Origin of the sequence: Pseudomonas sp. MWU12-2037 (assembly GCF_023242345.1) — a bacterium.
In the GTDB taxonomy this organism is placed as follows: domain Bacteria; phylum Pseudomonadota; class Gammaproteobacteria; order Pseudomonadales; family Pseudomonadaceae; genus Aquipseudomonas; species Aquipseudomonas gingeri_D.
In genome coordinates this window covers 469,730-492,120 of the sequence record NZ_JALLIZ010000004.1, presented here as the reverse complement: position 1 = coordinate 492,120, position 22,391 = coordinate 469,730, and the positions used below count along the sequence as shown (strand labels likewise).

Here is a 22,391-nt window from a genome sequence, read left to right as displayed (position 1 = left end):
TGTTCCTCGGGGGTGTGGCGATGTGTAGCCCGAAAGAGGCGCTCAAGGAGATGAGCGAAACCGGTAACGAACAGGTGCAGGGCCTTTATGCCCATGCCTGCCAGTTCCAGGAGCAAGGACGCCTGGAGGAAGCGGAAAAACTCTTCCGTTTCCTGTGTATCTACGACTTTTACAACAGCCATTACTGGATGGGGCTGGCGGCGGTCTATCAGGTCTCCGGGCACTACCGCAAGGCCATCGAGCTGTATGCGGTGGCGTTTGCCCAGGACCGTGGCGACTACCGGCCGATGTTCTATACCGGCGAGTGTCAACTGGCGCTTGGCGCGCAGGCCAAGGCTCGGGATTGTTTCGACTATGTGCTCAGGCAGGCGGTTGATGGCGAGCTGCCACGGCGCTCGCGGGCCTATCTCGAGGATTTGCAGGCGGGCTCCATGCCGTCATGTTCCGGCGCGGTTTGCGGGAAAGCGAGTCTATGAGTTACCTGGTTCCGGGAGAGTGTGACTACTTTATCGAGCAACAGGTGATGGTGTTGCTGGCCGAGCATTTTTCACTGCCACGCAGAAAGATCCGTTTCGAGTCGAGACTGCTCGAAGACCTGGGCAGTGGCGACGTCGACTTTGCCGAGCTGGTTGAGCGGCTCAATGCGGCGTTTCGTATCAGGCTGTCAATCGACGAGGTCGGGCGCTGGCGGACTGTGGCTGATCTGTGTCGCCTTGTAGGAAATGCCCGGGGAGAGGCGGGGAGCTACCAGAGTTCCTGCATTAGGGCGCAGTTTGTATGAAGGAATCAGCCTTGAGCCTGTAGGTTTTGTCGGTGCTGCCATCTTGTTGAATATTCCTTTTCTATGCGGGAAATGTCCTACCGACATGGCTCGATGTGAATTCCTATAGTCGTGACGTTCCTCGTGAATAGACCCTTTTCCCGGGTTTATTTTTGAATGGTCGTACATCTCTATAGAGGATTGCGTCGAGGTTATGGACAGCGCCACTGGAAAGACTCCGCGACAAACCTTCGTCTTTGGCCAATGGATATTGCAAAGCGATGGAAACCTGGTGAGGTGCGGCCGGGGAATTCATCTGCCGCCCAAGGAGTTGCAGGTGCTGCGCCTGTTGCTGGGTTCGGCTGGACGACTGGTGACCAAGGACCGCTTGCTCGACAGCGTCTGGCCGGGCATGGACGCGGCCGAGGAGTCGCTGACGCGCTGTATCTATGTGCTGCGCAAGTTGCTCGAGGAGAGCAAGGGCTATATCGCCACCGTCTACGGCAAGGGCTATCGCTTTACCGGCCCGGTGGTGCCGTTGCTGCCGGTGTTGGGGGACCCTCTGAGCGTCTTGCCGACCGAGCGGGTGGCCACTTGTTGCGAGCCCTGGAGTGCGCTGCAACTGGCCGATACCTGGCTGGCCCTGTCGATGCTGGGGCTGTGTGATCGCGGCGCGGGGGTCGAGCAGGCCCGGGCGGCGGTCGCCCGGGTCCTGGAGCTGGAAGCCGGCAATCACCAGGCGCTGGCCCGCCTGGCCCTGGTCACCAGCCTGCAAGGTTGCGCCGAGGCAACCGCATTGCCGCCTTGCGGATAAGTCAGGCTCGTGGTGCGCCTATGGTTTTTGCCGGGGCCCGGCTATAATCGCCGGCCACTATCGCCGCCATCCGAGTCAAGCCCGCCCATGTATAACCTGGCCCGCCAGTTGTTGTTCAAGTTTTCTCCGGAAGTCTCCCACGATTTGTCCCTGGACCTGATCGGCGCGGGTGGGCGGCTGGGGCTTAACAGCCTGTTGTGCAAGGCTCCGGCGTCGAACCCGGTGACGGTCATGGGCCTGGACTTTCCCAACCCGGTGGGCCTGGCCGCGGGCCTGGACAAGAACGGTGCGGCCATCGACGGTTTTGCCCAACTGGGCTTCGGTTTCGTTGAAATCGGCACGGTGACGCCACGGCCGCAGCCGGGCAATCCGAAACCACGGATCTTCCGCCTGCCCCAGGCCGAGGCGATCATCAATCGCATGGGCTTCAACAACCTGGGGGTGGACAACCTGGTGTCGCGGGTGCGCGCCGCACGCTACAGCGGCATCCTCGGCATCAATATCGGCAAGAACTTCGACACGCCGGTGGAGCGTGCCGTCGATGATTACCTGATCTGTCTGGACAAGGTCTATGCCCATGCCAGCTACGTGACGGTCAACGTCAGTTCGCCGAACACCCCGGGCCTGCGCAGCCTGCAATTCGGCGATTCGCTCAAGCAACTGCTCGAGGCCCTGCGCGTGCGCCAGGCACAGTTGGCCCAGCAGCATGGCAAATACGTCCCGCTGGCGATCAAGATCGCTCCGGACATGACCGACGAAGAGACCGTGCTGGTAGCCCAGGCGTTGCTGGAGTCGGGCATGGACGCGGTGATCGCCACCAACACCACCCTGAGCCGTGTCGGTGTCGAAGGCCTGGCCCACGGCGACGAGGCCGGTGGCCTGTCCGGCGCGCCGGTACGCGAGAAGAGCACCCATACCGTCAAGGTGCTGGCTGCTGAACTGGCCGGGCGTTTGCCGATCATCGCGGCGGGCGGTATCACCGAGGGGGAGCACGCGGCTGAGAAGATCGCCGCCGGGGCCAGCCTGGTGCAGGTGTATTCGGGGTTCATCTACAAGGGGCCGGCGTTGATTCGCCAGTCGGTGGATGCCATCGCGGCGTTGCGGCGTTAAGCCTGCGGCATTAAAAAGGGCTCCGTAGGAGCCCCTGGGCCGAAGCCCGCCGCCCGGATGGGGCGTGCATGGTAAGTCGGTTGTTGCTCAAATTGTCATGTCGGAATGTGCCCTGATCAGCCGACAGCGTGAAGTTCGTTGAGTCTGTGGATTCCCGCAGTGCCGGTCATACCGTCCCAGTTGTCGCCGCGTCCTTCTCGCCAGCCATTGATCCAGGCTTGGCGCACCGACGGTAGAGTAAAGGGGCAAAGCTCGCGGGATTTGCCATGAACGCCGTATTGATATCCGCGTAAAAATGCTCTTTCCAACGGATCACGCTTAAGTCTTCTCATAGGGTGTTGCCCTCACTGGTTGACTGTTATATGTCCCGTCGACCTCTTGGCGAAGTCGGGCAGAATGCATCTGCCGTTGGTGCTCGCTGCCGGCGTGGCGAGCTCCGCCCTGGTACGCAAAAGCGCTTGGGCGATTTCGCGGTAGGGCGGGGTGTTGACGCCATTGCGACGTCAACCTGTTGTGAGTTCTAACCAATGCGCAGGGGCGTGTGAATGACCGTTTTGTCATAAGGACGTAACGATAATGGTGTTAAGGCCATAAGATGTGATGGCCGTTTGCTCGTATTGCTGGAGAAAACCCAGCTACGATCAGCCCTTAGATGAATGATGAGTTTCATTCTCTACTGCGAATACCGACCCGTTGTCGTCAGGTATTATTCGACGAAGGGTCGCGATGTGACTTTTTGTTACGAGAGTTTTGTTAAAAAGAGTTTTTATTACGAGAGTTGAGCTGTCCAGGCATCAAGGTTCTTTCAATCCAAGGGTTGAAGGATCTGCCTGGGTGGACAGGCGCAATGGTGCGCCACACGAGCGCTCTTCGAGAAAAGCGCTTGATCGAAACCGAGCGGGCGATGCGTTTGCCCGTTCCTTGAAGGCTATAAGCCCTGGAATTCCCATGTCGGATCGTTACGAACTCTTCCTCACTTGCCCCAAGGGCCTTGAAGGCCTGCTTTTTGAGGAAGCCGTCGGGCTTGGCCTTGAGGAGGCGCGCGAGCACACCTCGGCCATTCGCGGCACGGCCGATATGGAGACCGCCTATCGCCTGTGTCTCTGGTCGCGACTGGCCAACCGCGTGCTGCTGGTGCTCAAGCGCTTCCCGATGAAGGACGCCGAGGACCTTTACCACGGCGTGCTCGACGTCGACTGGCAGGACCATATGGTCTGCGACGGGACCCTGGCCGTTGAGTTCAGCGGCCATGGTTCGGGCATCGACAACACCCATTTCGGCGCCTTGAAGGTCAAGGATGCGATTGTCGACAAGCTGCGCACCCCGACCGGCGAGCGTCCGTCCATCGACAAGATCAGCCCGGACCTGCGCATTCACCTGCGCCTGGACCGTGGCGAAGCGATCCTCTCCCTCGACCTGTCCGGCCACAGCCTGCACCAGCGTGGCTATCGTCTGCAGCAGGGCGCCGCGCCGCTGAAGGAAAACCTCGCGGCGGCGATCCTGATCCGCTCCGGCTGGCCGCGGATTGCCGCCGAAGGCGGGGCCCTGGCCGACCCGATGTGTGGTGTCGGGACCTTCCTGGTGGAAGCCGGGATGATCGCCGCCGATATGGCGCCCAACCTCAACCGCATTCACTGGGGCTTCGACGCCTGGCTCGGGCATGTACCGGCGCTGTGGAAAAAGCTTCACGAGGAAGCCACCGTGCGTGCCGAAGCCGGCCTGGCCAAGCCGCCGCTGTGGATTCGTGGTTATGAAGCCGATCCGCGACTGATCCAGCCTGCGCGCAACAACATCGAGCGTGCCGGCCTGAGCGAATGGATCAAGGTCTACCAGGGTGAGGTGGCAACCTTCGAGCCGCGCCCGGACCAGAACCAGACAGGCCTGGTGATCTGCAACCCGCCCTATGGCGAACGCCTGGGCGACGAAGCCAGCCTGCTCTATCTTTACCAGAACCTTGGCGAGCGCCTGCGCCAGTCCTGCCTGAACTGGGAGGCGGCAGTGTTCACCGGTGCCCCGGACCTGGGCAAGCGCATGGGCATTCGCAGCCACAAGCAGTACTCGTTCTGGAACGGCGCCTTGCCATGCAAGCTGTTGTTGATCAAGGTCCTGCCGGATCAGTTCGTCACTGGCGAGCGTCGCACACCGGAACAGCGCCAGATCGAGCGCGAGCAGGCTGAAGTCCTGGCGCAGGAAGTGGCTGAAGCACCGAAATTCAACAAGAACGGCAATCCGATCAAGCCAGCGCCGGTTCCCGCGCCAGTGGTCGAGCAGGCGCGCCTGAGCGAAGGCGGGCAGATGTTCGCCAACCGTCTGCAGAAGAACCTCAAACAGTTGGGCAAGTGGGCCCGGCGTGAAGGCGTCGACTGCTATCGGGTGTACGACGCCGATATGCCGGAATACTCGCTGGCCATCGACCTGTACCACGACTGGGTGCACGTCCAGGAATACGCCGCGCCCAAGTCCATCGATCCGGAAAAGGCCCAGGCCCGCCTGTTCGATGCCCTGGCGGCGATTCCCCAGGCGCTGAATGTCGACAAGAGCCGCGTGATCATCAAGCGCCGCGAGCGCCAGAGCGGCACCAAGCAATACGAGCGCCAGAGCGCCCAGGGCAAGTTCACCGAGGTCAACGAAGGTGGCGTCAAGTTGTTGGTCAACCTGACCGATTACCTCGACACCGGTCTGTTTCTCGACCACCGGCCGATGCGCCTGCGGATCCAGAAAGAGGCGGCCGGCAAACGCTTCCTCAACCTGTTCTGCTACACCGCGACCGCCAGTGTGCACGCGGCCAAGGGCGGTGCGCGCACCACCACCAGCGTCGACCTGTCGAAAACCTACCTGGACTGGGCGCGGCGCAACCTGTCGCTCAATGGTTTCTCCGACAAGAACCGCCTGGAGCAGGGGGATGTGATGGCCTGGCTCGAGGCCAGTCGCGATGAGTTCGACCTGATCTTCATCGACCCGCCGACCTTCTCCAACTCCAAGCGCATGGAAGGCGTGTTCGACGTCCAGCGTGACCACGTGCAGTTGCTCGACCTGGCCGTGGCGCGCCTGGCACCGGGCGGCGTGCTGTATTTCTCGAACAACTTCCGCAAGTTCCAGTTGGACGAGCACCTGGCGACACGTTATGCCGTCGAGGAAATCAGTGCCCAGACCCTGGACCCGGATTTCGCCCGCAACAGCAAGATCCACCGCGCCTGGAAAATCAGCGCCCGCTGATCACCACGGATCCCGGGCCCTGATGTCCAGGTCCCGGGTTATTCGTCCGAGCCGGCCACGTTGGGCTGGCGGTACAGGTCCAGCAACACCTGGTCTAGCACCGACGAGGCCCCCCAGGGTTTCGGGTCGTTGAGAATCGCCACCACCGCCCAGGTGGTGCCGTTATCGTCGCGGCTGAAGCCGGCGATGGCACGCACGGTGTTCAGGGTCCCGGTCTTGATATGCGCCTCGCCCCGCATGGCTGTCTGCTTCAGGCGCTTGCGCATGGTGCCGTCGGTACCGACGATCGGCAGCGAACTGATGAACTCCGCGGCATAGGGGCTCTTCCAGGCCGACTGCAGCATGCTCGCCATTTCCCGCGCACTGACCCGTTCGGCACGGGACAGCCCGGAACCGTTCTCCATCACCAGGTGCGGCGCGATAATGCCTTTCTTCGCCAGCCACTGACGCACCACCCGCTGCGCCGCCTTGGCGTCATCGCCGTCGGCATCGTTGCGATACTCCGCCCCCAGGCTCAGGAACAGTTGCTGGGCCATGGTGTTGTTACTGTATTTATTGATGTCGCGGATGATTTCCGTCAGGTCCGGCGAATAGGCCCGGGCCAGCAGGCGTGCGCTCTTGGGCACCACGTCGGAACGGTCCTTGCCATGGATGCTGCCACCCAGTTCCTGCCAGATGGCGCGTACGGCACCGGCGGCGTAGGCCGGATGGTCAAGCAGTGACAGGTAGGTCTGCGAGCTGCAGCCTTCGGCCAGTTGGCCGCTGACGGTGACCAGGGTGCTGCCGTCATCCTGGGCCACCGGGTTGTAGCGCACGTCGCCGGAGCACTGTTTGGCATTGACCGCCTTGACCTGGTTGTCGATACGGATACTGGCAATCGGTGGTTCCACCGAGACCAGTACCTTGCCCGAGTCGTTGCGTGCGACGAAGCGCAGGGCCTTGAGGTTGACCATCAGCGCATCGGGCTTGACCAGGAACGGCTTGTTCTCGTCGTTGCCGTCGTCATTGAACTCCGGCAACTGCGGCTGGATGAAGAAACTGCGGTCGAGGACCAGATCGCCGGTCACCTGGTTCACGCCGTTGGCGCGCAGGTCGCGCATCAGCAGCCAGAGCTTTTCCATGTTCAGCTTCGGATCGCCGCCGCCCTTGAGGTACAGGTTGCCTTGCAGGACGCCGTTGCTCAGGGGGCCATCGGTGTAGAACTCGGTTTTCCACTGATGGTTGGGGCCGAGCATTTCCAGGGCGGCGTAGGTGGTGATCAGCTTCATGGTCGAGGCCGGGTTCACCGATACGTCGGCATTGACCGCGGTGGGCACGCCTGGGCCGTCGAGTGGCACCAGCATCAGGGACAAGGCGTCGTTTTGCAGCTTGCTGGCTCTGAGCGCCTGCTGGACTTTGGGAGATAGGGTGGTGTTGACGGGCGCTGCGTAAGTGGGGAAGGCCAGGGGAAGGAGAAGGCCGGCGAGCAGCAGCGGACGTAAAGATTTGATCATATGAAGTAGAGCCCTACCGTCGAGGGGAAAATACGAGGGCATGTGGAGAAAAATCCCTCAATGGTCGTGAAAGTGACGGCATTATGCCCGAAGGCAATCAAGCTTGGGCCTTGGGCCAGCCGCGCATGGCTGATTTTTTTCCACGGATCGACCAGCTGTCGCCACAGATCCGGGCAATTGCAGCCTTAAACTGATAAAGTGCCGCCCGTTATTACTTTTGAGGATTGTTTCATGGCGACTAACCGTTCCCAGCGTCTGCGCAAAAAGCTGTGCGTCGATGAATTTCAGGAGTTGGGTTTTGAGCTGAACCTGGATTTCAAAGAAGACCTGAGTGAAGAGGCTATCGACGTTTTCCTCGACGCATTCCTGAAAGAAGCGATGGAAGCCAACGGTCTGGGCTATGTCGGCGGCGATGACTACGGTCTGGTTTGCCTGCAGAAACGTGGCTCGGTCAGCGTTGAACAACGCGCTAACGTTGAAGCCTGGCTCAAGACCCGCAGCGAACTGACCTCCGTTGAAGTCAGCCCGTTGATGGACGTCTGGTACCCGGACAAGCCGATCAATCCGGTCGCCTGATTTCCCGGTCAGTACATAAAAAAACGGACAAGCCTGGCTTGTCCGTTTTTTTATGCCTGGGATTTGATCAATCGTAGATGGCTTTCTTCTTCCAGTCGGCGTCGGCCTCGACGTCCTTCAGGCCCTGGGTCAGTTCGTTGACGTCTTCTTCGGTAGGCTTGATGTTGGTGAGCACCATGGAGTTGGCCCGGGCCAGCAGCTTCTCCATGAAGATCAGCTGTTCGTTATAGACAGCCGGTTCAGGCTGCTTGCGCAGGTATTGCACGCCACGCTCGAAGGCCAGGCGCGCCTGCCCCGGTTGTTCCTGTTGCAGGGCATGCTGGCCGAGATTGTTGAAGAACTCTATATGCAGCAAGACCAGGATATGCCGCACTTCACGGATCCAGTGCTTGGCTTCGGTGGCGGGGAGGAAACCGTCCTGGGCGGCACGGGTGATCTGGCCGTGCAGGGCTTCAAGGAGGAAACGTACATCCTTGGCCTTGGCTTCGGTCTGGATCGGGCCGGGCGGGTTGTTGATCGGAATCGACTCACCCTGGCTGACCAGCGCCGTGAGTTCGGTCACCCGAGCCCTGAACTTGCTGTTGGTCTTGTCCATATTCAACAGGCGCTGGTTCACGTTGAGTTCCAGGCGTGTCAGCAGCAGCTTGAGGGCCGGGCTCATCAATTGGCCGGGAAAGGTCTCGGTGATTTCGCCGCAACGACGCAGGCGGTCGTTGAGTTCGACCTTGACTCGGGCCTTCTCGAGTTTGCGGCTTTCAGCCATATGATTGAGGAAGCCGATGGCGATCAGGAGAAAGATCCCGGCTGCGACCAGCAGGGTGATCATGAGTGGTGTCACCGTTAAGACCTCTTCAAGGTGTAATGCGAACGAGTGTAGTGGCTTGGCGTTTTCGCCGATAGCATTGATCGACGCGCTGCATGGCGCCTGGGATAGAGCACATCGCCACTATTTCCCTCGATCACTATAGCGTCTTGTCGGGCGCCAGAATATAGGCGCCAAGGGGCAGACGCGAGGGGCGCCGGGAAAGGCCTGTAAAGGGTGGCGAAGTCATTGATTTAAATAAATTTATCCTTGGGGGTTGACGACCCTTCGATCCATCCATAGAATGCGCGCCACTTGCAGCGTAAAGCACACAGCGAAGCGCGGCAGGGAGTGAATGTTGTAGTGTGTCCCCTTCGTCTAGTGGCCTAGGACACCGCCCTTTCACGGCGGTAACAGGGGTTCGAGTCCCCTAGGGGACGCCATTGCGGGAATAGCTCAGTTGGTAGAGCACGACCTTGCCAAGGTCGGGGTCGCGAGTTCGAGTCTCGTTTCCCGCTCCATTTTTAAACAGCACTGCTTTCGGGCGGGGCTGAGTGAAACCAGAACCGATCTCTTCGGAGTCGGATTTGGGCACTGAAATACACACCATGTGTTTCAGTTAGCGTGTCCCCTTCGTCTAGTGGCCTAGGACACCGCCCTTTCACGGCGGTAACAGGGGTTCGAGTCCCCTAGGGGACGCCATTTGCGGGAATAGCTCAGTTGGTAGAGCACGACCTTGCCAAGGTCGGGGTCGCGAGTTCGAGTCTCGTTTCCCGCTCCATATTCAACAAAAACGCCGCTCAGTGATGAGCGGCGTTTTTGTTTGTGCGTTTTAAGTCAGAGCAGGTAGCACCCTGGCAAGGGTGGATAGAAGTATTCGCGCGGGTGAAAATTTCAAATAAATATAAAAACCTGTCATTTCTGACAGTAGCCAGATACTTGGAAAAAACAAAAAATACAAACTCCTGTAAATCACAAAGGAGTACAGGTCATGGCCGATACAAACAATCCAGTTGACGCACCCAAGGACTCACCTAGTTTCATGAGTGGTGGTAATGACCCCACTCGGCAGACGGGTACGGGTGGTGGAACGTCAGTTCAGTCAAGCAACACGAAGGCGGGGGTTTCTGTAAAAGGTGGAGAGTATCAATATCAGCACGAAGACGGTCGCTGGTACACAACACCTGAGTAAATTCGTAGGTATTCAGTTTGAATGATTTGAGGTTCTTTCAAGGCGGAGCTCTACGGAGCTCCGCTTTTTTAGGTGATTAAGGTGGGGGCTGCTCGACTGCGACAGTGGACCCGCCGCAAGGGCGGGTCCTGAGAGGGATCAGAGCTTGGGCAACTGCCCGATTCGCCCCATCATCTCGGTCACGATCTGCAGGTCCATGAGGAATTGCTCGACGCTCTTGAACTCGTTGTCGGTGTGGCCGGTGTACTTGACCTCAGGTCTGGCCAGGCCGAACTGCACGCCATTGGGCAACTCATGGACCGAGGTCGCGCCGGCCGAGGTGCCGAACTTGTGTTCCATGCCCAGGTTCTCGCTGGCCACGGCCAGCAATGCCTTGACCCATTCCCCCTCGGGGTTGCGGTACATCGGTTCGGCGATCGAATAGTTGAAGGCTGGTGCAATGTGGGTCTTTTGGCTCCAAGTGCTCAGCTTGCCGGCGATTTCGCCTTTGAGCGTTTCCGGAGATTTGCCCTTCGGCACCCGCAGGTTGACTGCGAGCTTGAAGGTCTTTTCATCCATCCCGACATAGGTCAGGGACGCCGTCAGCGGTCCCATGAAGACATCGGAAAATCCCACGCCCAATTTACCACCCAGGTAGTCCAGGCCCCAGTTGTCGGCGGCGTAGCGGGCGGCGTCGGTGATGTGGTTGTGCTTGAGCGCGATCTGGCCGTCCAGGCTGTTGATAAAGTCCAGCATTCTCGCCACCGGGTTGACCCCTGACTCGGGTTCGGAGGAGTGGGCGGAAACGCCGGTGACCGTGAGCTTGATCTCCTTGCCGACGACTTTGGCGCTGATCTCGAAGTTGCCGCCATTGCGCTTGGCATAGTCAGTACCGGCCTGCTGCAGGCTGGCGGCCAGTTCGGCGGGCTTGTCACTCGCCAGGGTGGCGACCGACGTCGACGGTATCTGGTTGGTGGCCATGCCCCCGGTCAGCGAGAGGATCTCCGCACCCTTGCCCTCGGCCTGGCGTCGGGCAAAGTTGGCCATGACCGTGCCGTAGCCTTTCTCGGCAATCACCACCGGGTAGCCGCCGTCCAGCGCCAGATTGTAGTTGGGGACCGGATTGTGTTCGAAGTAATAGGGGATGGCGTCGCCGCTGGTTTCTTCGGTGGTGTCCACCAGCAGTTTGAAGTTTCTCGCCAGTGGCAGCTTTTCTTCCTTGATGATTTTCATGGCGTAGAGCGCCACCACGATGCCGTTCTTGTCATCCTCGGTGCCCCGGCCATACATGCGGTCGCCGATCAGGGTGACCTTGAACGGGTCGAGGCGGGTGCCGTCTTTCAGTACCCAGTTTTCCGGCGTCACCGGCACCACGTCGGCATGGGCGTGAATGCCCACGACTTCATCGCCGCTGCCATCCAGGGAAATTTCATAGACGCGGTTGTCGATGTTGCGAAAGTTCAGGTTGAAGGCCTGGGCCAGATCCTTGATTTTTTCGCCGATCCTGATGAATTCGGGATTCTCGTGCTGGGCCACGCCGTCCACGCGGAAGGTCGGGATGGCTACCAGCTCACGCAAGGTCTCGGTGGCCGCATTGCCGTATTTCACCCGTGCATAAAGGCCCAGCAGGCGATGGATCTCATTTTGCTGTTCGGGGGGAAGGGTCTTGTTGTCGAGGAAGGCGCTGATGGCCGGACCGAGGTCGTCGGTCTTGGCCAGCTCGCTCTTGCCCAGACGTGCGAGGAACTGCCTGAAATCCGTGACCGATGCGTCATTCAGGGTGCTGAGGATGGCCGCGTTCTGTTGGGGGGCGATGTTGGCTTGTGCGGGCGTGGTGAACAACGAAAGGCTGGCCAGCATCAGGGTGGTGGTGGCCAGGTGTTTGAGTGGGAAATTCATTGCGGGAAGCATTCCTTTGCAAGCAGTTTGTGAGAGATATCTGATCGATAGGACAGATATTTTTCCAAACTAACACCATAGGGCCGCTGTACGGGAGCCCTTGGTGTGGGATTTTTCTTAAGGAAATGCAAACCGCGCTGGATTTTTTCCCGCTCAAAGGCCTCGTCGGTGGGCTGCTTATAAAGACAGCATCAGGCGCCCGGCAAACAGAATCAGCACCACGCCCATGGTGCGTTCGAACCAGTGGCCCATTTTCAGGAACGCCTGGCGGACCCGCTCGCTGGAAAACAGCAGGCTGACCAGGATGAACCAGAGTGCATTGACGCTGCACATCCACAGGCCGTAGAGCGCCTGGATTTCCAGCGGGGTCGAGGCGCTGACCACCGTGGTGAAGATCGCCAGGAAGAATAGGGTGGCCTTGGGGTTGGTGGCATTGGTCAGGAAGCCGACCATAAAGGCCTTGGCCGGGCTCTGCTGGGGGAGCTCGTCGGCGGTCTGGCCGAAATCCGCGCGCGCCGCCCGGGCTTTGCTGCGCAGCAGGTTGATGCCCAGGTAGAGGATGTAGCCGCCGCCGATCACCTTGGCGACATTCAGTAGCCAGGGCGCGCTGTGCATCAAGGCGCCGACGCCGAGCAGGGTATAGAGCACATGCACCGAGATCCCGGCACCGATGCCGAGGGCGGTGATCACGCCGATCAGCCGGCCGAAGCGCACGCTCTGACGGATGGTCACGGCGAAGTCGGGGCCAGGGGCGACCACGGCGAGAAAGTGAATGGCCGCCAGGGCGAGGAATTCGTTCAAATAGTGGGGATTCATGGTGATTCCGGGATGAATGGTCGTCAGGTCGATTGGGTGTCGCCAGTATAAAAAGGCTGTTAGCCTGTGATAATCCGATCAAATATCAATGGACCTGTGCGTCATGAGCATCAATCTGCCGCTGGCGTTGCTGAGTGAAATGGCGATTTTCGTCAAGGTGGTCGAGACCGGTAGTTTCTCGGAAGCCGCGCGCCAGCTCGGTTTATCGCCCTCGGCGGTGAGTCGCTCGATTTCCCGTCTGGAAAAGGCCCTGGCGACCCGCCTGCTGCAGCGCACCACACGCAAATTGCGGCTGAGCGACAGCGGCGAGGAGACCTTCAAGCGCTGCCGGGAAATGGTCAGTGCGGCGCGATCGGTGATGGAGATCAGTGGTCAGTACACCCACGAGGCCCAGGGGCTGGTTCGGGTCAGCGTGCCGAAGGCGGTGGGGCGTTTTGTCGTGCATCCGCATATGCCGGAGTTTCTGCGGCGTTATCCACAGGTGGATGTGCAGATGATTCTCGAAGATCGACCGGTGGACCTGATCGAGGACAATGTCGACCTGATCCTGCGTATTACCGATCATCCGCCGGTCGGCCTGGTAGGGCGCCAGTTGATGCCCATCGAGCATCTGCTCTGCGCGACGCCGCAGTACCTGGCTGAACACGGCACGCCGCAGCACCCCCATGACCTGCTGGAGCACAGTTGCATCTATCTGGGGGACACGCCCAATGACGCGCGCTGGAAGTTCAGGCAGGGCAGCAAGTCGGTGACCGTCGGGGTCCGCGGGCGTTATGCGGCCAATCACACGGGGGTGCGGCTGGATGCGGTGTTGCAGCATATCGGCATTGGCAGCCTGCCGTATTTCACGGCGCGGCATGCCCTGGAGCAGGGCTTGATCGTTCAGGTGTTGCCGGCCTGGACGTTTCTGGCCTCCTATCATGGCGGCCTTTGGCTGCTGTATACGCCGACACCCTACCTGTCGCCGAAGTTGCGGGTGTTTATCGACTACCTGGTGGAGCGTCTGGCCCGGGAGCCGACATTGCGCAAGGCGCTGTAGGCTCCCAGCCTGATGGAGCGGCTTTTATCAGTGCTTGCTGTCCTGGGTCGAGAGCGCCAGCAGCTGCTTTTCCTGGTTCCAGTCGAACGGTTCGTCGTTCTGCTCGGCTTCATAGCGGCGCTCTTCCAGCGCCTGGTACAGCTCCAGTTCGTCATCCGGCATGTAATGCAGGCAGTCGCCGCCAAAGAACCACAGCAGGTCGCGGGGTACCAGGTGGGCAATTTGCGGATAACGCAGGATCACCTGGCACAGCAGGTCCTGGCCCAGGTACTGGCTTTCCACCGGTTCGACCGGCAGTTGCGCGCGCAACTCATCGAAACGTTCGAGGAACAGCGCGTGACTTTCTTCGGGGACCTGCTCGGCTTCGCCGACGGCGACCAGAATGCTGCGCAGGTGGTCGAGCAGGACCAGGTGATCGGCAACGAGGTTGGACATGACAGGGGTCCTCAAGGGTAAAACGGGCGCGAGAGTATAAGGCTCTCGGCGCCCGTTGTCGTGTCAGGCTCCGTAGCAGGCACCTGACCCGCGCACCTAGCGGACCTTGCCTTTGCCAGGGCGTAGTTCTTCCTTGCTGAAATCATCCACGTCGATCACCTTGCGCCGGGCAGCTTCTGCCTGGCGCAGGCTTTCGGCTTCGGCCGGTTGCAATACGCCGGCCTCCAGGGCGGCATCGATGGCCGACTCTTCGGCGCGCGGCTTGACCTGGCCGCTCTTGAGTGCGACGTGCAGTTTTTTCTGCAGCGCATGGCTGGCGCCCAGCAAATCGTAGGCGTGTTGCAGGGCTCCAACCGGATCGCTTGCCGATTGCGGGCGGTAGCAGCCTTCAAGCACGGCTTCCAGCGCCGGATCGCCCTTGGCCCGACCGAGCACGGCGGCGACTTCGGCATCCAACTCGTCGCAAGGGCCGGTGTGTCGACGACCGAAGGGGAATACCACCACTCGGAGCAGGCAGCCGAGCACGCGGTTCGGAAAGTTTTTCAGCAACTCGTCGAGGGCCCGTTCGGAGTGTCCGAGGCTCTCTTCCATGGCCCAGGTGAACAGCGGTTGCAGATAGTCCGGGGAGTCCAGGTCGTGATAACGCTTGAGCGCCGCCGACGCCAGGTACAGATGGCTGAGTACATCCCCCAGGCGTGCCGACAGCCGTTCGCGACGCTTCAATTCGCCGCCCAGCAGCATCATGCACAGGTCCGCCAGCAGGGCGAACGCCGCCGCCTGGCGATTCAACGCGCGGAAATAACCCTGGCTCAGGCGATTGCCCGGCGCCGCTTCGAAGTGCCCGAGCCCGAGATTCAGGACCAGGGTGCTGGCGGCATTGCTGACGGCAAAGCCGATATGATCGAGCAGCAACTTGTCGAATTCCACCAGCGCCTGGTCGTGATCCTCGCGGGCGGCCAGGGCCATTTCCTTGAGGACGAAGGGATGGCAGCGAATCGCGCCCTGGCCGAAGATCATCAGGTTGCGCGAGAGGATGTTCGCCCCTTCCACGGTGATGAAGATCGGCGCGCCCTGCCAACTGCGGCCCAGGTAGTTGTTCGGACCCATGATGATGCCTTTGCCGCCGTGCACATCCATGGCATGGCCGATGCACTCGCGACCGCGTTCGGTCAGGTGATACTTGAGAATCGCCGAGAGCACCGAGGGTTTCTCGCCGAGGTCGACGGCATTGGCCGTGAGCATCCGCGCGCTGTCCATCAGCCAGGCGTTGCCACCGATGCGGGCCAGGGCTTCCTGGATGCCCTCGAAGGCGGCCAGCGGTACGTTGAACTGTTCGCGGACCTGGCTGTACTGGCCGGTCACCAGGCTGGTGAACTTGGCCGCGCCGGTACCCACCGCCGGCAGGGAGATCGAGCGACCCACCGACAGGCAGTTCATCAGCATCATCCAGCCCTTGCCGAGCATGTCCTGGCCGCCGATCAGGAACGACAACGGGATGAACACGTCCTTGCCCGAGTTCGGGCCGTTCATGAAGGCCGCGCCGAGGGGCAGGTGGCGCCGGCCGATCTCGACCCCCGGGGTGTCGGTGGGGATCAGCGCGAGGCTGATGCCCAGGTCTTCCTCTTCGCCCAGCAGATGCTCCGGGTCATGGGCCTTGAAGGCCAGCCCGAGCAAGGTCGCCACCGGGCCGAGGGTGATGTAGCGCTTTTCCCAGTTCAGGCGCAAGCCGAGGACTTCCTCGCCTTGCCATTGGCCCTTGCAGATCACCCCGGTGTCCGGCATGGAGCCAGCATCGGAGCCGGCCAGCGGCCCGGTCAGGGCAAAGCACGGGATATCGTCGCCGCGGGCCAGGCGTGGCAGGTAGTGATTGCGTTGTTCATCGGTACCGTAATGCAGCAGCAGTTCGGCCGGGCCCAGGGAATTGGGTACCATCACGGTGGAGGCGAGGTCGCCGCTGCGGGTCGCCAGTTTCATCGCCACCTGGGAGTGGGCATAGGCTGAAAAGCCCTTGCCGCCGAACTCCTTGGGGATGATCAGGGCAAAGAAGCCGTGCTCCTTGATATGCGCCCAGGCTTTGGGCGGCAGGTCCATGGCCTGGCCGATCTGCCAGTCGCTGACCATGGCGCAGAGTTCTTCGGTCGGCCCGTCGATAAACGCCTGTTCTTCCTCGCTCAACCGGACCTTCGGATAGGCCAGCAGCTTGTTCCAGTCCGGGCGCCCGCTGAACAGTTCGCCATCCCACCAGACGGTTCCGGCGTCGATGGCATCGCGCTCGGTCTCGGACATGGGCGGCAGGACCTTGCGGAACCAGGCGAACAGTGGGGCAGTGAACAGCCTGCGGCGCAGGTCGGGCAGCAACAGCGCGGCCGCGACCACCGCCAGCAACACCCACAGCACCAGCATCAGAGCGCCCGGCCCATGGCCGAACCGGCCCATCGCGATCAGGTAGACGGCGACTATGCCGAGTACGGGAAGCGGAGCGATTCGGCGATGCGCCAGCCAGGCGACGCCGATCACCAGTACCAGTATCCACAACAGCAGCATATTCAATCCTCCATAAAGACAGCGCCAAAGCACCGATTGAGCTTAGTCGGCATCCGGTAAACAGGGCTTGGGGATGTGTGTTCAAATCTGTAGGCACATGTTTACAAGTGTAACGGCCCGGGCGGCCTGGTCTAAAAGTGAGCAGGCTACCGATAGTGACCGTCCCGTGTCGGTGGAGTTCGTCGATTTCGTCACGCTCTGCATCACGACGCGTGTTATCCGCTCTGCTGCTTTCCTCGTGCGCAAGGATTTGAGCCTGCGCTGTTCGGGCGTAGACTGCGTCGGCATTTATCCATAGAGAGGCGGTCATGCTGAAAATCTGGGGTAGGAAAAATTCGTCGAACGTCAGGAAAGCCTTGTGGTGTGCCGAGGAGCTTGGCCTGCCTTACGAGTCTCTGGATGCCGGCGGAGCGTTCGGTGTCGTCGATACGCCCGAATATCGTGCGAAAAACCCGAACAAGCTGGTGCCGATGATCGAGGACGGTGATTTTGTCCTCTGGGAATCGAACACCATCGTGCGCTACCTGACCGCCAAGCATGCCGCCGGCTCCCACTGGTTCTCCAATGATCTGCAGGCACGGGCCCAGGCGGACAAGTGGATGGACTGGACCACCTCGTCCTTTGCCACCCCGTTTCGCGGGGTGTTCTGGGGGGTATTGCGTACCCCCGCCGAGCAACAGGATTGGGCCGCGATCAACGCTTCGCTGAAGATCTGCGCCGACCTGTTGCTGCGGGTCGATGCGGCGCTGGCCGAGCGACCCTACCTGTCGGGTGACGAGATCGGCATGGGTGATATTCCCCTCGGCAGTTTTATCTATGCCTGGTTCGAAATGTCCATCGAACGCCCGCCGATGCCTCATTTGAGTGCCTGGTACGAACGCCTGAAACAGCGTCCGGCCTATCAGCGGGCGGTCATGACCGCGTTGACTTAATAGCCACTATTAACGCCGGTTGCTGTACTTGTGCGGCGAGGCCAAGCACCATGCGTCTGGTTCGCCGCCGTTGCATTCAAAACGGTGTGCCCTTATTTAGTTCTTTCCTCCCTTCTTGGTGCATGAATCCGATATGAGTTCCGCTCTGTCCATCCGGCAGCTAACCAAAACCTACGGCAACGGTTTCCAGGCCCTGAGTGGTATCGATCTGGATGTCGCCGAAGGTGATTTCTTCGCCTTGCTCGGCCCTAACGGTGCTGGCAAATCCACGACCATCGGCATCCTCTCGACCCTGGTGAACAAGACCAGCGGTACGGTGAAGGTGTTCGGTCACGACCTGGATCGCGAACCCGCCGCACTCAAGCGCTGCATTGGCGTGGTGCCGCAGGAGTTCAATTTCAACCAGTTCGAGAAGACCTTCGATATCGTCGTGACCCAGGCCGGGTACTACGGCATTCCGGCGAAAATCGCCAAGGAACGCGCCGAGCAGTACCTGACCCAACTGGGCCTGTGGGACAAGCGCGACGTGCCGTCGCGGTCGTTGTCCGGCGGCATGAAGCGCCGGCTGATGATCGCCCGGGCACTGGTGCATGAACCGCGCCTGCTGATCCTCGACGAGCCGACCGCCGGGGTCGACATCGAACTGCGTCGTTCGATGTGGACCTTTCTCACCGAGCTGAACCAGAAAGGCATCACCATCATCCTCACCACCCACTACCTGGAGGAGGCTGAACAGTTGTGCCGCAATATCGGCATCATCGATCACGGCACCATCGTCGAAAACACCAGCATGCGCCAGTTGCTCAGCCAGCTGCATGTGGAAACCTTCCTGCTCGACCTGAAGAATGACCTGCAGCAGCCGCCCCAGCTGATCGGCTATCCGAGCAAGCTGCTCGACAGTCGCACCCTGGAAGTCCAGGTCGACAAGGCGGTGGGCATCACCGCGCTGTTCGGGCAACTGGCCACGCAGCAGGTCGAAGTGCTGAGCCTGCGTAACAAAACCAATCGCCTCGAGGAGCTGTTCGTGTCCCTGGTGGAAAAAAACCTGTCGAAGGTGGCGGTATGAGTTCGGAACTGCAACCCAACCTGGTCGCCCTCAACACCATCGTTTACCGCGAAGTCCGGCGTTTTACCCGGATCTGGCCGCAGACCCTGCTGCCGCCGGCCATCACCATGGTCCTGTACTTCGTGATCTTCGGTAACCTGATCGGCAGGCAGATCGGCGGCATGGGTGGTTTCACCTATATGGAGTACATCGTGCCAGGCCTGATCATGATGTCGGTGATCACCAACTCCTACGGCAACGTGGTCTCGAGTTTCTTCGGCAGCAAGTTCCAGCGTTCCATCGAGGAATTGATGGTTTCGCCGGTCTCGCCCCATACCATCCTGATCGGCTACACCCTGGGCGGTGTGCTGCGCGGGCTGATGGTGGGGATTATCGTGACCTTGCTGTCGCTGTTCTTCACCGATTTGCAGGTCCATCACCTGGGCGTGACCTTGCTGGTGGTGGTACTGACGGCGACGATCTTCTCACTGCTGGGGTTTATCAACGCGGTCTTTGCACGTAACTTCGACGATATCTCTATTATCCCGACCTTCGTGCTGACGCCGCTGACCTACCTCGGCGGGGTGTTCTACTCGATTACCCTGCTGCCGCCGTTCTGGCAGACCGTGTCGCTGGCCAACCCGGTGCTGCATATGGTCAACGCTTTCCGCTACGGCATTCTCGGGGTGTCGGACATCCGCATCAGCGTGGCCATCACCTTTATGGTCGTGGCGACCCTGGCCCTCTATATCGGTTGCGCGCGACTGCTGGTCAGTGGCCGCGGTATGCGCCAGTAACGGGTTTCATGGATGGCGGCGTCGTTCCAGGCGCCGCTTCCATTGCCTGGCCACCCACCAGCGCCAGTAGCTCATGGTCAGGTAATAACCCAGGGCGCCCAGCGCCACTCCCAATACCAGCGAACCCAGCAACAGCGGTTGCCAGAGCGTCGACAGCTGCCCGCTGATCCAGGCCCAGGTCAATTCATCCGGCAGGCCGCGGGGCGGCACGTGCAGCAACCAGGCACCGAGCTGGTAGGCGCAATAGAAAATCGGCGGGATCGTCAGTGGATTGGTCAGCCACACCAGGCTGACGGCAATCGGCATATTGCCGCGCACGAGAATCGCCAGAAATGCCGCCAGCAGCATCTGCAAGGGCATCGGCATCAAGGCCGCGAACAAGCCCACCGCCATGGCCCGTGCCACCGAGTGCCGATTGAGGTGCCAGAGGTTCGGGTCGTGGAGCAGGGGACCAAAAAAGCGTAAGTGTTTGTGTTCCCTGATGCGGGTCGGGTCCGGCATGTAGCGTTTGAATAAGCGACGCGGCATAAGGCTTCTCGGGCAGTTCAGGCGGGCAGTATGCCCGGATTTTACGGGCGGCCGATTCAGACTTTGTGACAGTAAATAAAGCACCGTCCGCATAACCCGGCTATTCCGAGAGCTGAACGGGTTCAAGGAGTGCTTTATGCGAACAGGGATGTTGGCGCTGGCGGCGGGGTTTGTGCTCTTGCGATTCCTGCCGCAACTGCCGCCTGGATGGCTGTTGCTGGTGCTGCCGATGCTCGGCTTGATGTTGTTGCCGTTTCGCACTTATCCGCTGGCGTTATTCCTGTTCGGCTTCAGTTGGGCCTGTTACCAGGCGCAACGGGCGCTGGACGATCGACTGGCGCCGGCGTTGGAGGGCCAGACCCTGTGGGTGGAAGGGCGGGTGGTCGGTCTGCCGCAGCGGGGAGAACAGGTGGTGCGCTTCGAACTGGACGGCGCGATTTCCCGTCGGGCCCGGCTGCCGGCGCGTTTGCGGTTGTCCTGGTTCGGCGGCCCGGATCTGCGCAGCGGCGAGCGCTGGCGCCTGGCGGTGCAGCTCAAGCGTGGACACGGCTTGCTCAATCCCGCCGGGTTCGACTATGAGGCCTGGCTGCTCGCCCGGCGTATCGGCGCGACCGGCACGATCAAGGATGGGCAATTGCTGGGGCCCGCCAGTAGTGCCTGGCGCGATACGATCAGGCGGCGTTTGCTGGAAGTCGATGCCCAAGGGCAATCGGCCACCTTGGTGGCGCTGGTGCTTGGTGACGGTTCGGGACTGTCAATGCAGACCTGGCGCGTGCTGCAGGACACCGGCACCCTGCATCTGCTGGTGATTTCCGGCCAGCATATCGGCTTGCTCGCGGGATTGGTCTACGCCCTGATCGCCGGGTTGGCGCGTTATGGCCTGTGGCCGGGCCGCTGGCCCTGGTTGCCGTGGGCCTGTGGCCTGGCGTTTGCGGCGGCGCTGGGCTATGCGCTGCTGGCGGGTTTCGGCGTGCCAGTGCGCCGGGCCTGCGTGATGCTTGCGATGGTGCTGTTGTGGCGTTTGCGTTATCGCCATCTGGGGGCGCTGGTGCCGTTGCTGGCGGCCTTGAACCTGGTGTTGTTGTTCGACCCGCTGGTGAGTCTGCAGGTGGGATTCTGGCTGTCCTTTGCCGCCGTGGCGGTGCTGATCTTCACCTTCAGTGGGCGACTGGGTGCCTGGAGCTTCTGGCAGAGCTGGAGCCGGGGGCAATGGGTGATTGCCCTCGGCCTGCTTCCGGCGTTGCTGTTGCTGGGCCTGCCGGTCAGTCTCAGTGCGCCGTTGGCCAACTGGGTCGCCGTGCCCTTGATCGGTCTGTTGGTATTGCCTTTGGCCCTGCTCGGCACGCTGCTGTTGCCGCTGCCCTGGTTGGGCGAGGGGCTGCTGTGGCTGGCCGGCGGTTTGCTCGCTGGGTTGTTTCAAGGGCTCGAATGGTTGGCCGCGCAAGTGCCGGCCTGGATACCGGCGGCGGTTCCGTTGTGGGCCTGGGCGCTGAGTGGCCTGGGTATCCTGCTGCTGTTGCTGCCGGCCGGTATTCCTCTGCGTCCCTTGGGGTGGCCATTGGCGGCGTTGGCGGTATTCGCGCCTTCAACGCCAGTGGCCCAGGGCGAGGCCGAGGTCTGGCAACTGGATGTCGGCCAGGGCCTGGCGATCCTTGTCCGAACCCGTGAGCACAGCCTGCTGTACGACGCCGGACCGCGCTTCGGCGAGTTCGACCAGGGCGAACGGGTGGTGCTGCCATCCTTGCGCAAGCTGGGGGTACGCCGGCTCGACACGCTGTTGCTCAGCCATGCCGATGCCGATCACGCCGGTGGGGCCCTGGCCGTGCAACGCGGTTTGCCGGTGAGCGAGGTGCTCGGCGGCGACGTCGAGGGTTTGCCAGCGGCGTTGCAGGCCCAGCCGTGTGTCAGTGGCCGGCACTGGCAGTGGGATGGCGTACGCTTTTCCCTGTGGCGCTGGCCTCTGGCCCGCGACAGCAATCAATCCTCCTGCGTCTTGCAGATCGAAGCCAATGGTGAGCGTCTACTGCTGACCGGCGATATCGATATCGAGGCCGAACGGGCCTTTCTCGAGAGTCCGTTGGCCGTTGCCAGCGATTGGTTGCAGTCGCCCCATCACGGCAGCCGCAGTTCCTCATCAATGGTTTTCCTGCAACGTCTGGCCCCGCGCGGCGTGCTGATTTCCCGTGGGCGCGGCAATGCCTTCGGTCATCCCCACCCACAGGTCATCGCGCGTTACAAAGCTCTGGACATGGCTATCTTCGACAGCGCGGAGCAGGGCGCACTGCGCCTGGTGCTGGGGCGTTTCGACGAGCCGCGGTCCTTGCAAGCCGCACGACGCTTCTGGCGGCAATAGCCCGCTGCCTTTCAATAACCCTGGGTTATTAAAGTCCCCCGGCATGCGTCATCACGATCTT

General features: G+C 61.1%; 20 protein-coding genes and 4 tRNA genes. 16 read left to right on the top strand and 8 right to left on the bottom strand.

All coding sequences use genetic code 11. The features are described from left to right. The first annotated feature begins 20 nt into the window (after positions 1-20). The 4 genes from M5B42_RS10320 to M5B42_RS10305 all read left to right on the top strand — a co-directional run bounded on the left by M5B42_RS10320 (position 21) and on the right by M5B42_RS10305 (position 2,684). Positions 21-476 (top strand): SycD/LcrH family type III secretion system chaperone, encoded by a 456-nt coding sequence (locus tag M5B42_RS10320; protein ID WP_103499195.1) that lies wholly within the window; start codon positions 21-23, stop codon positions 474-476. Next, complete coding sequence (locus M5B42_RS10315; RefSeq protein ID WP_152737149.1) at positions 473-781, top strand: acyl carrier protein; 309 nt, start codon at positions 473-475, stop codon at positions 779-781. Before M5B42_RS10320 ends, M5B42_RS10315 begins: the two co-directional genes overlap by 4 nt. Positions 782-974: 193 nt before the next feature. After that, positions 975-1,574: a winged helix-turn-helix domain-containing protein gene (locus M5B42_RS10310; RefSeq protein WP_103499197.1), complete on the top strand. Its 600-nt coding sequence runs from the start codon at positions 975-977 to the stop codon at positions 1,572-1,574. 87 nt (positions 1,575-1,661) lie between these two features. Continuing rightward, positions 1,662-2,684, top strand: a complete 1,023-nt coding sequence (locus tag M5B42_RS10305; RefSeq protein WP_100940793.1) for a quinone-dependent dihydroorotate dehydrogenase — start codon at positions 1,662-1,664, stop codon at positions 2,682-2,684. A gap of 116 nt (positions 2,685-2,800) precedes the next feature. Here the strand turns inward: M5B42_RS10305 and M5B42_RS10300 are convergent, their stop codons facing one another. Next, a complete protein-coding gene (locus tag M5B42_RS10300; protein ID WP_002553055.1) occupies positions 2,801-3,016 on the bottom strand; it encodes a ribosome modulation factor in 216 nt (71 codons plus the stop codon). A 616-nt stretch (positions 3,017-3,632) separates the two neighbouring features. Here M5B42_RS10300 and rlmKL point away from each other — a divergent pair. Beyond that, positions 3,633-5,900, top strand: a complete 2,268-nt coding sequence (gene rlmKL, locus M5B42_RS10295; RefSeq protein WP_248745725.1) for a bifunctional 23S rRNA (guanine(2069)-N(7))-methyltransferase RlmK/23S rRNA (guanine(2445)-N(2))-methyltransferase RlmL — start codon at positions 3,633-3,635, stop codon at positions 5,898-5,900. A gap of 38 nt (positions 5,901-5,938) precedes the next feature. On the opposite strand, the gene dacB is transcribed toward rlmKL, so the two are convergent. Next, positions 5,939-7,393: a D-alanyl-D-alanine carboxypeptidase/D-alanyl-D-alanine-endopeptidase gene (gene dacB, locus M5B42_RS10290; RefSeq protein ID WP_152737146.1), complete on the bottom strand. Its 1,455-nt coding sequence runs from the start codon at positions 7,391-7,393 to the stop codon at positions 5,939-5,941. Positions 7,394-7,624: 231 nt separating this feature from the next. Between dacB and M5B42_RS10285 the strand changes: the two genes are divergently transcribed. Next, on the top strand, positions 7,625-7,969 hold the full coding sequence (locus M5B42_RS10285) for a YggL family protein (protein ID WP_152737145.1): 345 nt from the start codon (positions 7,625-7,627) through the stop codon (positions 7,967-7,969). Positions 7,970-8,036: 67 nt separating this feature from the next. Here the strand turns inward: M5B42_RS10285 and M5B42_RS10280 are convergent, their stop codons facing one another. Beyond that, positions 8,037-8,807 carry a hypothetical protein gene (locus tag M5B42_RS10280; protein WP_177100331.1) on the bottom strand — a complete coding sequence of 257 codons (771 nt, stop codon included), beginning with the start codon at positions 8,805-8,807 and terminating at the stop codon, positions 8,037-8,039. 331 nt (positions 8,808-9,138) lie between these two features. Between M5B42_RS10280 and M5B42_RS10275 the strand changes: the two genes are divergently transcribed. The 5 genes from M5B42_RS10275 (at position 9,139) to M5B42_RS10255 (ending at position 9,963) form a co-directional block, all read left to right on the top strand. Next, positions 9,139-9,214: transfer RNA gene (locus M5B42_RS10275), tRNA-Glu, on the top strand. A 2-nt stretch (positions 9,215-9,216) separates the two neighbouring features. Next, positions 9,217-9,292: transfer RNA gene (locus tag M5B42_RS10270), tRNA-Gly, on the top strand. Between the two features lie 105 nt (positions 9,293-9,397). Further along, positions 9,398-9,473, top strand: a tRNA-Glu gene (locus M5B42_RS10265). 3 nt (positions 9,474-9,476) lie between these two features. Beyond that, a tRNA-Gly gene (locus M5B42_RS10260) sits at positions 9,477-9,552 on the top strand. Positions 9,553-9,762: 210 nt separating this feature from the next. Next, complete coding sequence (locus M5B42_RS10255) at positions 9,763-9,963, top strand: hypothetical protein (RefSeq protein ID WP_248745724.1); 201 nt, start codon at positions 9,763-9,765, stop codon at positions 9,961-9,963. Positions 9,964-10,101: 138 nt separating this feature from the next. On the opposite strand, the gene M5B42_RS10250 is transcribed toward M5B42_RS10255, so the two are convergent. Continuing rightward, positions 10,102-11,841 carry a dipeptidase gene (locus tag M5B42_RS10250; RefSeq protein WP_248745723.1) on the bottom strand — a complete coding sequence of 580 codons (1,740 nt, stop codon included), beginning with the start codon at positions 11,839-11,841 and terminating at the stop codon, positions 10,102-10,104. Positions 11,842-12,018: 177 nt separating this feature from the next. Next, entirely contained in the window at positions 12,019-12,657 is a 639-nt protein-coding gene (locus M5B42_RS10245; RefSeq protein WP_248745722.1) for a LysE family transporter, read from the bottom strand. A gap of 103 nt (positions 12,658-12,760) precedes the next feature. On the opposite strand from M5B42_RS10245, the gene M5B42_RS10240 reads away from it, so the two are divergent. Next, entirely contained in the window at positions 12,761-13,696 is a 936-nt protein-coding gene (locus M5B42_RS10240) for a LysR family transcriptional regulator (protein ID WP_177094646.1), read from the top strand. A gap of 27 nt (positions 13,697-13,723) precedes the next feature. On the opposite strand, the gene M5B42_RS10235 is transcribed toward M5B42_RS10240, so the two are convergent. Both M5B42_RS10235 and M5B42_RS10230 read right to left on the bottom strand, forming a co-directional pair. Further along, entirely contained in the window at positions 13,724-14,131 is a 408-nt protein-coding gene (locus tag M5B42_RS10235) for a PA2817 family protein (RefSeq protein ID WP_100940784.1), read from the bottom strand. A gap of 96 nt (positions 14,132-14,227) precedes the next feature. After that, the gene (locus tag M5B42_RS10230; protein ID WP_248745721.1) at positions 14,228-16,675 is read right to left on the bottom strand and encodes an acyl-CoA dehydrogenase; all 2,448 of its coding nucleotides are present in this window, start codon (positions 16,673-16,675) and stop codon (positions 14,228-14,230) included. A 308-nt stretch (positions 16,676-16,983) separates the two neighbouring features. Between M5B42_RS10230 and M5B42_RS10225 the strand changes: the two genes are divergently transcribed. From M5B42_RS10225 to M5B42_RS10215, 3 genes are all read left to right on the top strand, one after another. Beyond that, entirely contained in the window at positions 16,984-17,607 is a 624-nt protein-coding gene (locus M5B42_RS10225; protein ID WP_248745720.1) for a glutathione S-transferase, read from the top strand. Positions 17,608-17,740: 133 nt separating this feature from the next. Next, positions 17,741-18,673 carry an ABC transporter ATP-binding protein gene (locus M5B42_RS10220; protein WP_248745719.1) on the top strand — a complete coding sequence of 311 codons (933 nt, stop codon included), beginning with the start codon at positions 17,741-17,743 and terminating at the stop codon, positions 18,671-18,673. After that, complete coding sequence (locus M5B42_RS10215; protein WP_152737139.1) at positions 18,670-19,449, top strand: ABC transporter permease; 780 nt, start codon at positions 18,670-18,672, stop codon at positions 19,447-19,449. Before M5B42_RS10220 ends, M5B42_RS10215 begins: the two co-directional genes overlap by 4 nt. 6 nt (positions 19,450-19,455) lie before the next feature. Here M5B42_RS10215 and M5B42_RS10210 read toward each other — a convergent pair whose 3' ends face one another. Next, entirely contained in the window at positions 19,456-19,977 is a 522-nt protein-coding gene (locus tag M5B42_RS10210) for a DUF2062 domain-containing protein (RefSeq protein ID WP_152737138.1), read from the bottom strand. A 136-nt stretch (positions 19,978-20,113) separates the two neighbouring features. On the opposite strand from M5B42_RS10210, the gene M5B42_RS10205 reads away from it, so the two are divergent. Further along, positions 20,114-22,330 carry a DNA internalization-related competence protein ComEC/Rec2 gene (locus M5B42_RS10205; protein ID WP_248745718.1) on the top strand — a complete coding sequence of 739 codons (2,217 nt, stop codon included), beginning with the start codon at positions 20,114-20,116 and terminating at the stop codon, positions 22,328-22,330. The last annotated feature ends 61 nt before the right edge of the window (positions 22,331-22,391 follow it).

Excerpts from the sequence above, each read along its gene's own strand:
- M5B42_RS10320 (WP_103499195.1), top strand. The coding sequence starts at position 21 with ATGTGTAGCCCGAAAGAGGCGCTCAAGGAGATGAGCGAAACCGGTAAC.
- M5B42_RS10315 (WP_152737149.1), top strand. The coding sequence starts at position 473 with ATGAGTTACCTGGTTCCGGGAGAGTGTGACTACTTTATCGAGCAACAG.
- M5B42_RS10310 (WP_103499197.1), top strand. The coding sequence starts at position 975 with ATGGACAGCGCCACTGGAAAGACTCCGCGACAAACCTTCGTCTTTGGC.
- M5B42_RS10305 (WP_100940793.1), top strand. The coding sequence starts at position 1,662 with ATGTATAACCTGGCCCGCCAGTTGTTGTTCAAGTTTTCTCCGGAAGTC.
- M5B42_RS10300 (WP_002553055.1), bottom strand. The coding sequence starts at position 3,016 with ATGAGAAGACTTAAGCGTGATCCGTTGGAAAGAGCATTTTTACGCGGA.
- rlmKL (WP_248745725.1), top strand. The coding sequence starts at position 3,633 with ATGTCGGATCGTTACGAACTCTTCCTCACTTGCCCCAAGGGCCTTGAA.
- dacB (WP_152737146.1), bottom strand. The coding sequence starts at position 7,393 with ATGATCAAATCTTTACGTCCGCTGCTGCTCGCCGGCCTTCTCCTTCCC.
- M5B42_RS10285 (WP_152737145.1), top strand. The coding sequence starts at position 7,625 with ATGGCGACTAACCGTTCCCAGCGTCTGCGCAAAAAGCTGTGCGTCGAT.
- M5B42_RS10255 (WP_248745724.1), top strand. The coding sequence starts at position 9,763 with ATGGCCGATACAAACAATCCAGTTGACGCACCCAAGGACTCACCTAGT.
- M5B42_RS10250 (WP_248745723.1), bottom strand. The coding sequence starts at position 11,841 with ATGAATTTCCCACTCAAACACCTGGCCACCACCACCCTGATGCTGGCC.
- M5B42_RS10245 (WP_248745722.1), bottom strand. The coding sequence starts at position 12,657 with ATGAATCCCCACTATTTGAACGAATTCCTCGCCCTGGCGGCCATTCAC.
- M5B42_RS10240 (WP_177094646.1), top strand. The coding sequence starts at position 12,761 with ATGAGCATCAATCTGCCGCTGGCGTTGCTGAGTGAAATGGCGATTTTC.
- M5B42_RS10235 (WP_100940784.1), bottom strand. The coding sequence starts at position 14,131 with ATGTCCAACCTCGTTGCCGATCACCTGGTCCTGCTCGACCACCTGCGC.
- M5B42_RS10230 (WP_248745721.1), bottom strand. The coding sequence starts at position 16,675 with ATGCTGCTGTTGTGGATACTGGTACTGGTGATCGGCGTCGCCTGGCTG.
- M5B42_RS10225 (WP_248745720.1), top strand. The coding sequence starts at position 16,984 with ATGCTGAAAATCTGGGGTAGGAAAAATTCGTCGAACGTCAGGAAAGCC.
- M5B42_RS10220 (WP_248745719.1), top strand. The coding sequence starts at position 17,741 with ATGAGTTCCGCTCTGTCCATCCGGCAGCTAACCAAAACCTACGGCAAC.
- M5B42_RS10215 (WP_152737139.1), top strand. The coding sequence starts at position 18,670 with ATGAGTTCGGAACTGCAACCCAACCTGGTCGCCCTCAACACCATCGTT.
- M5B42_RS10210 (WP_152737138.1), bottom strand. The coding sequence starts at position 19,977 with ATGCCGCGTCGCTTATTCAAACGCTACATGCCGGACCCGACCCGCATC.
- M5B42_RS10205 (WP_248745718.1), top strand. The coding sequence starts at position 20,114 with ATGCGAACAGGGATGTTGGCGCTGGCGGCGGGGTTTGTGCTCTTGCGA.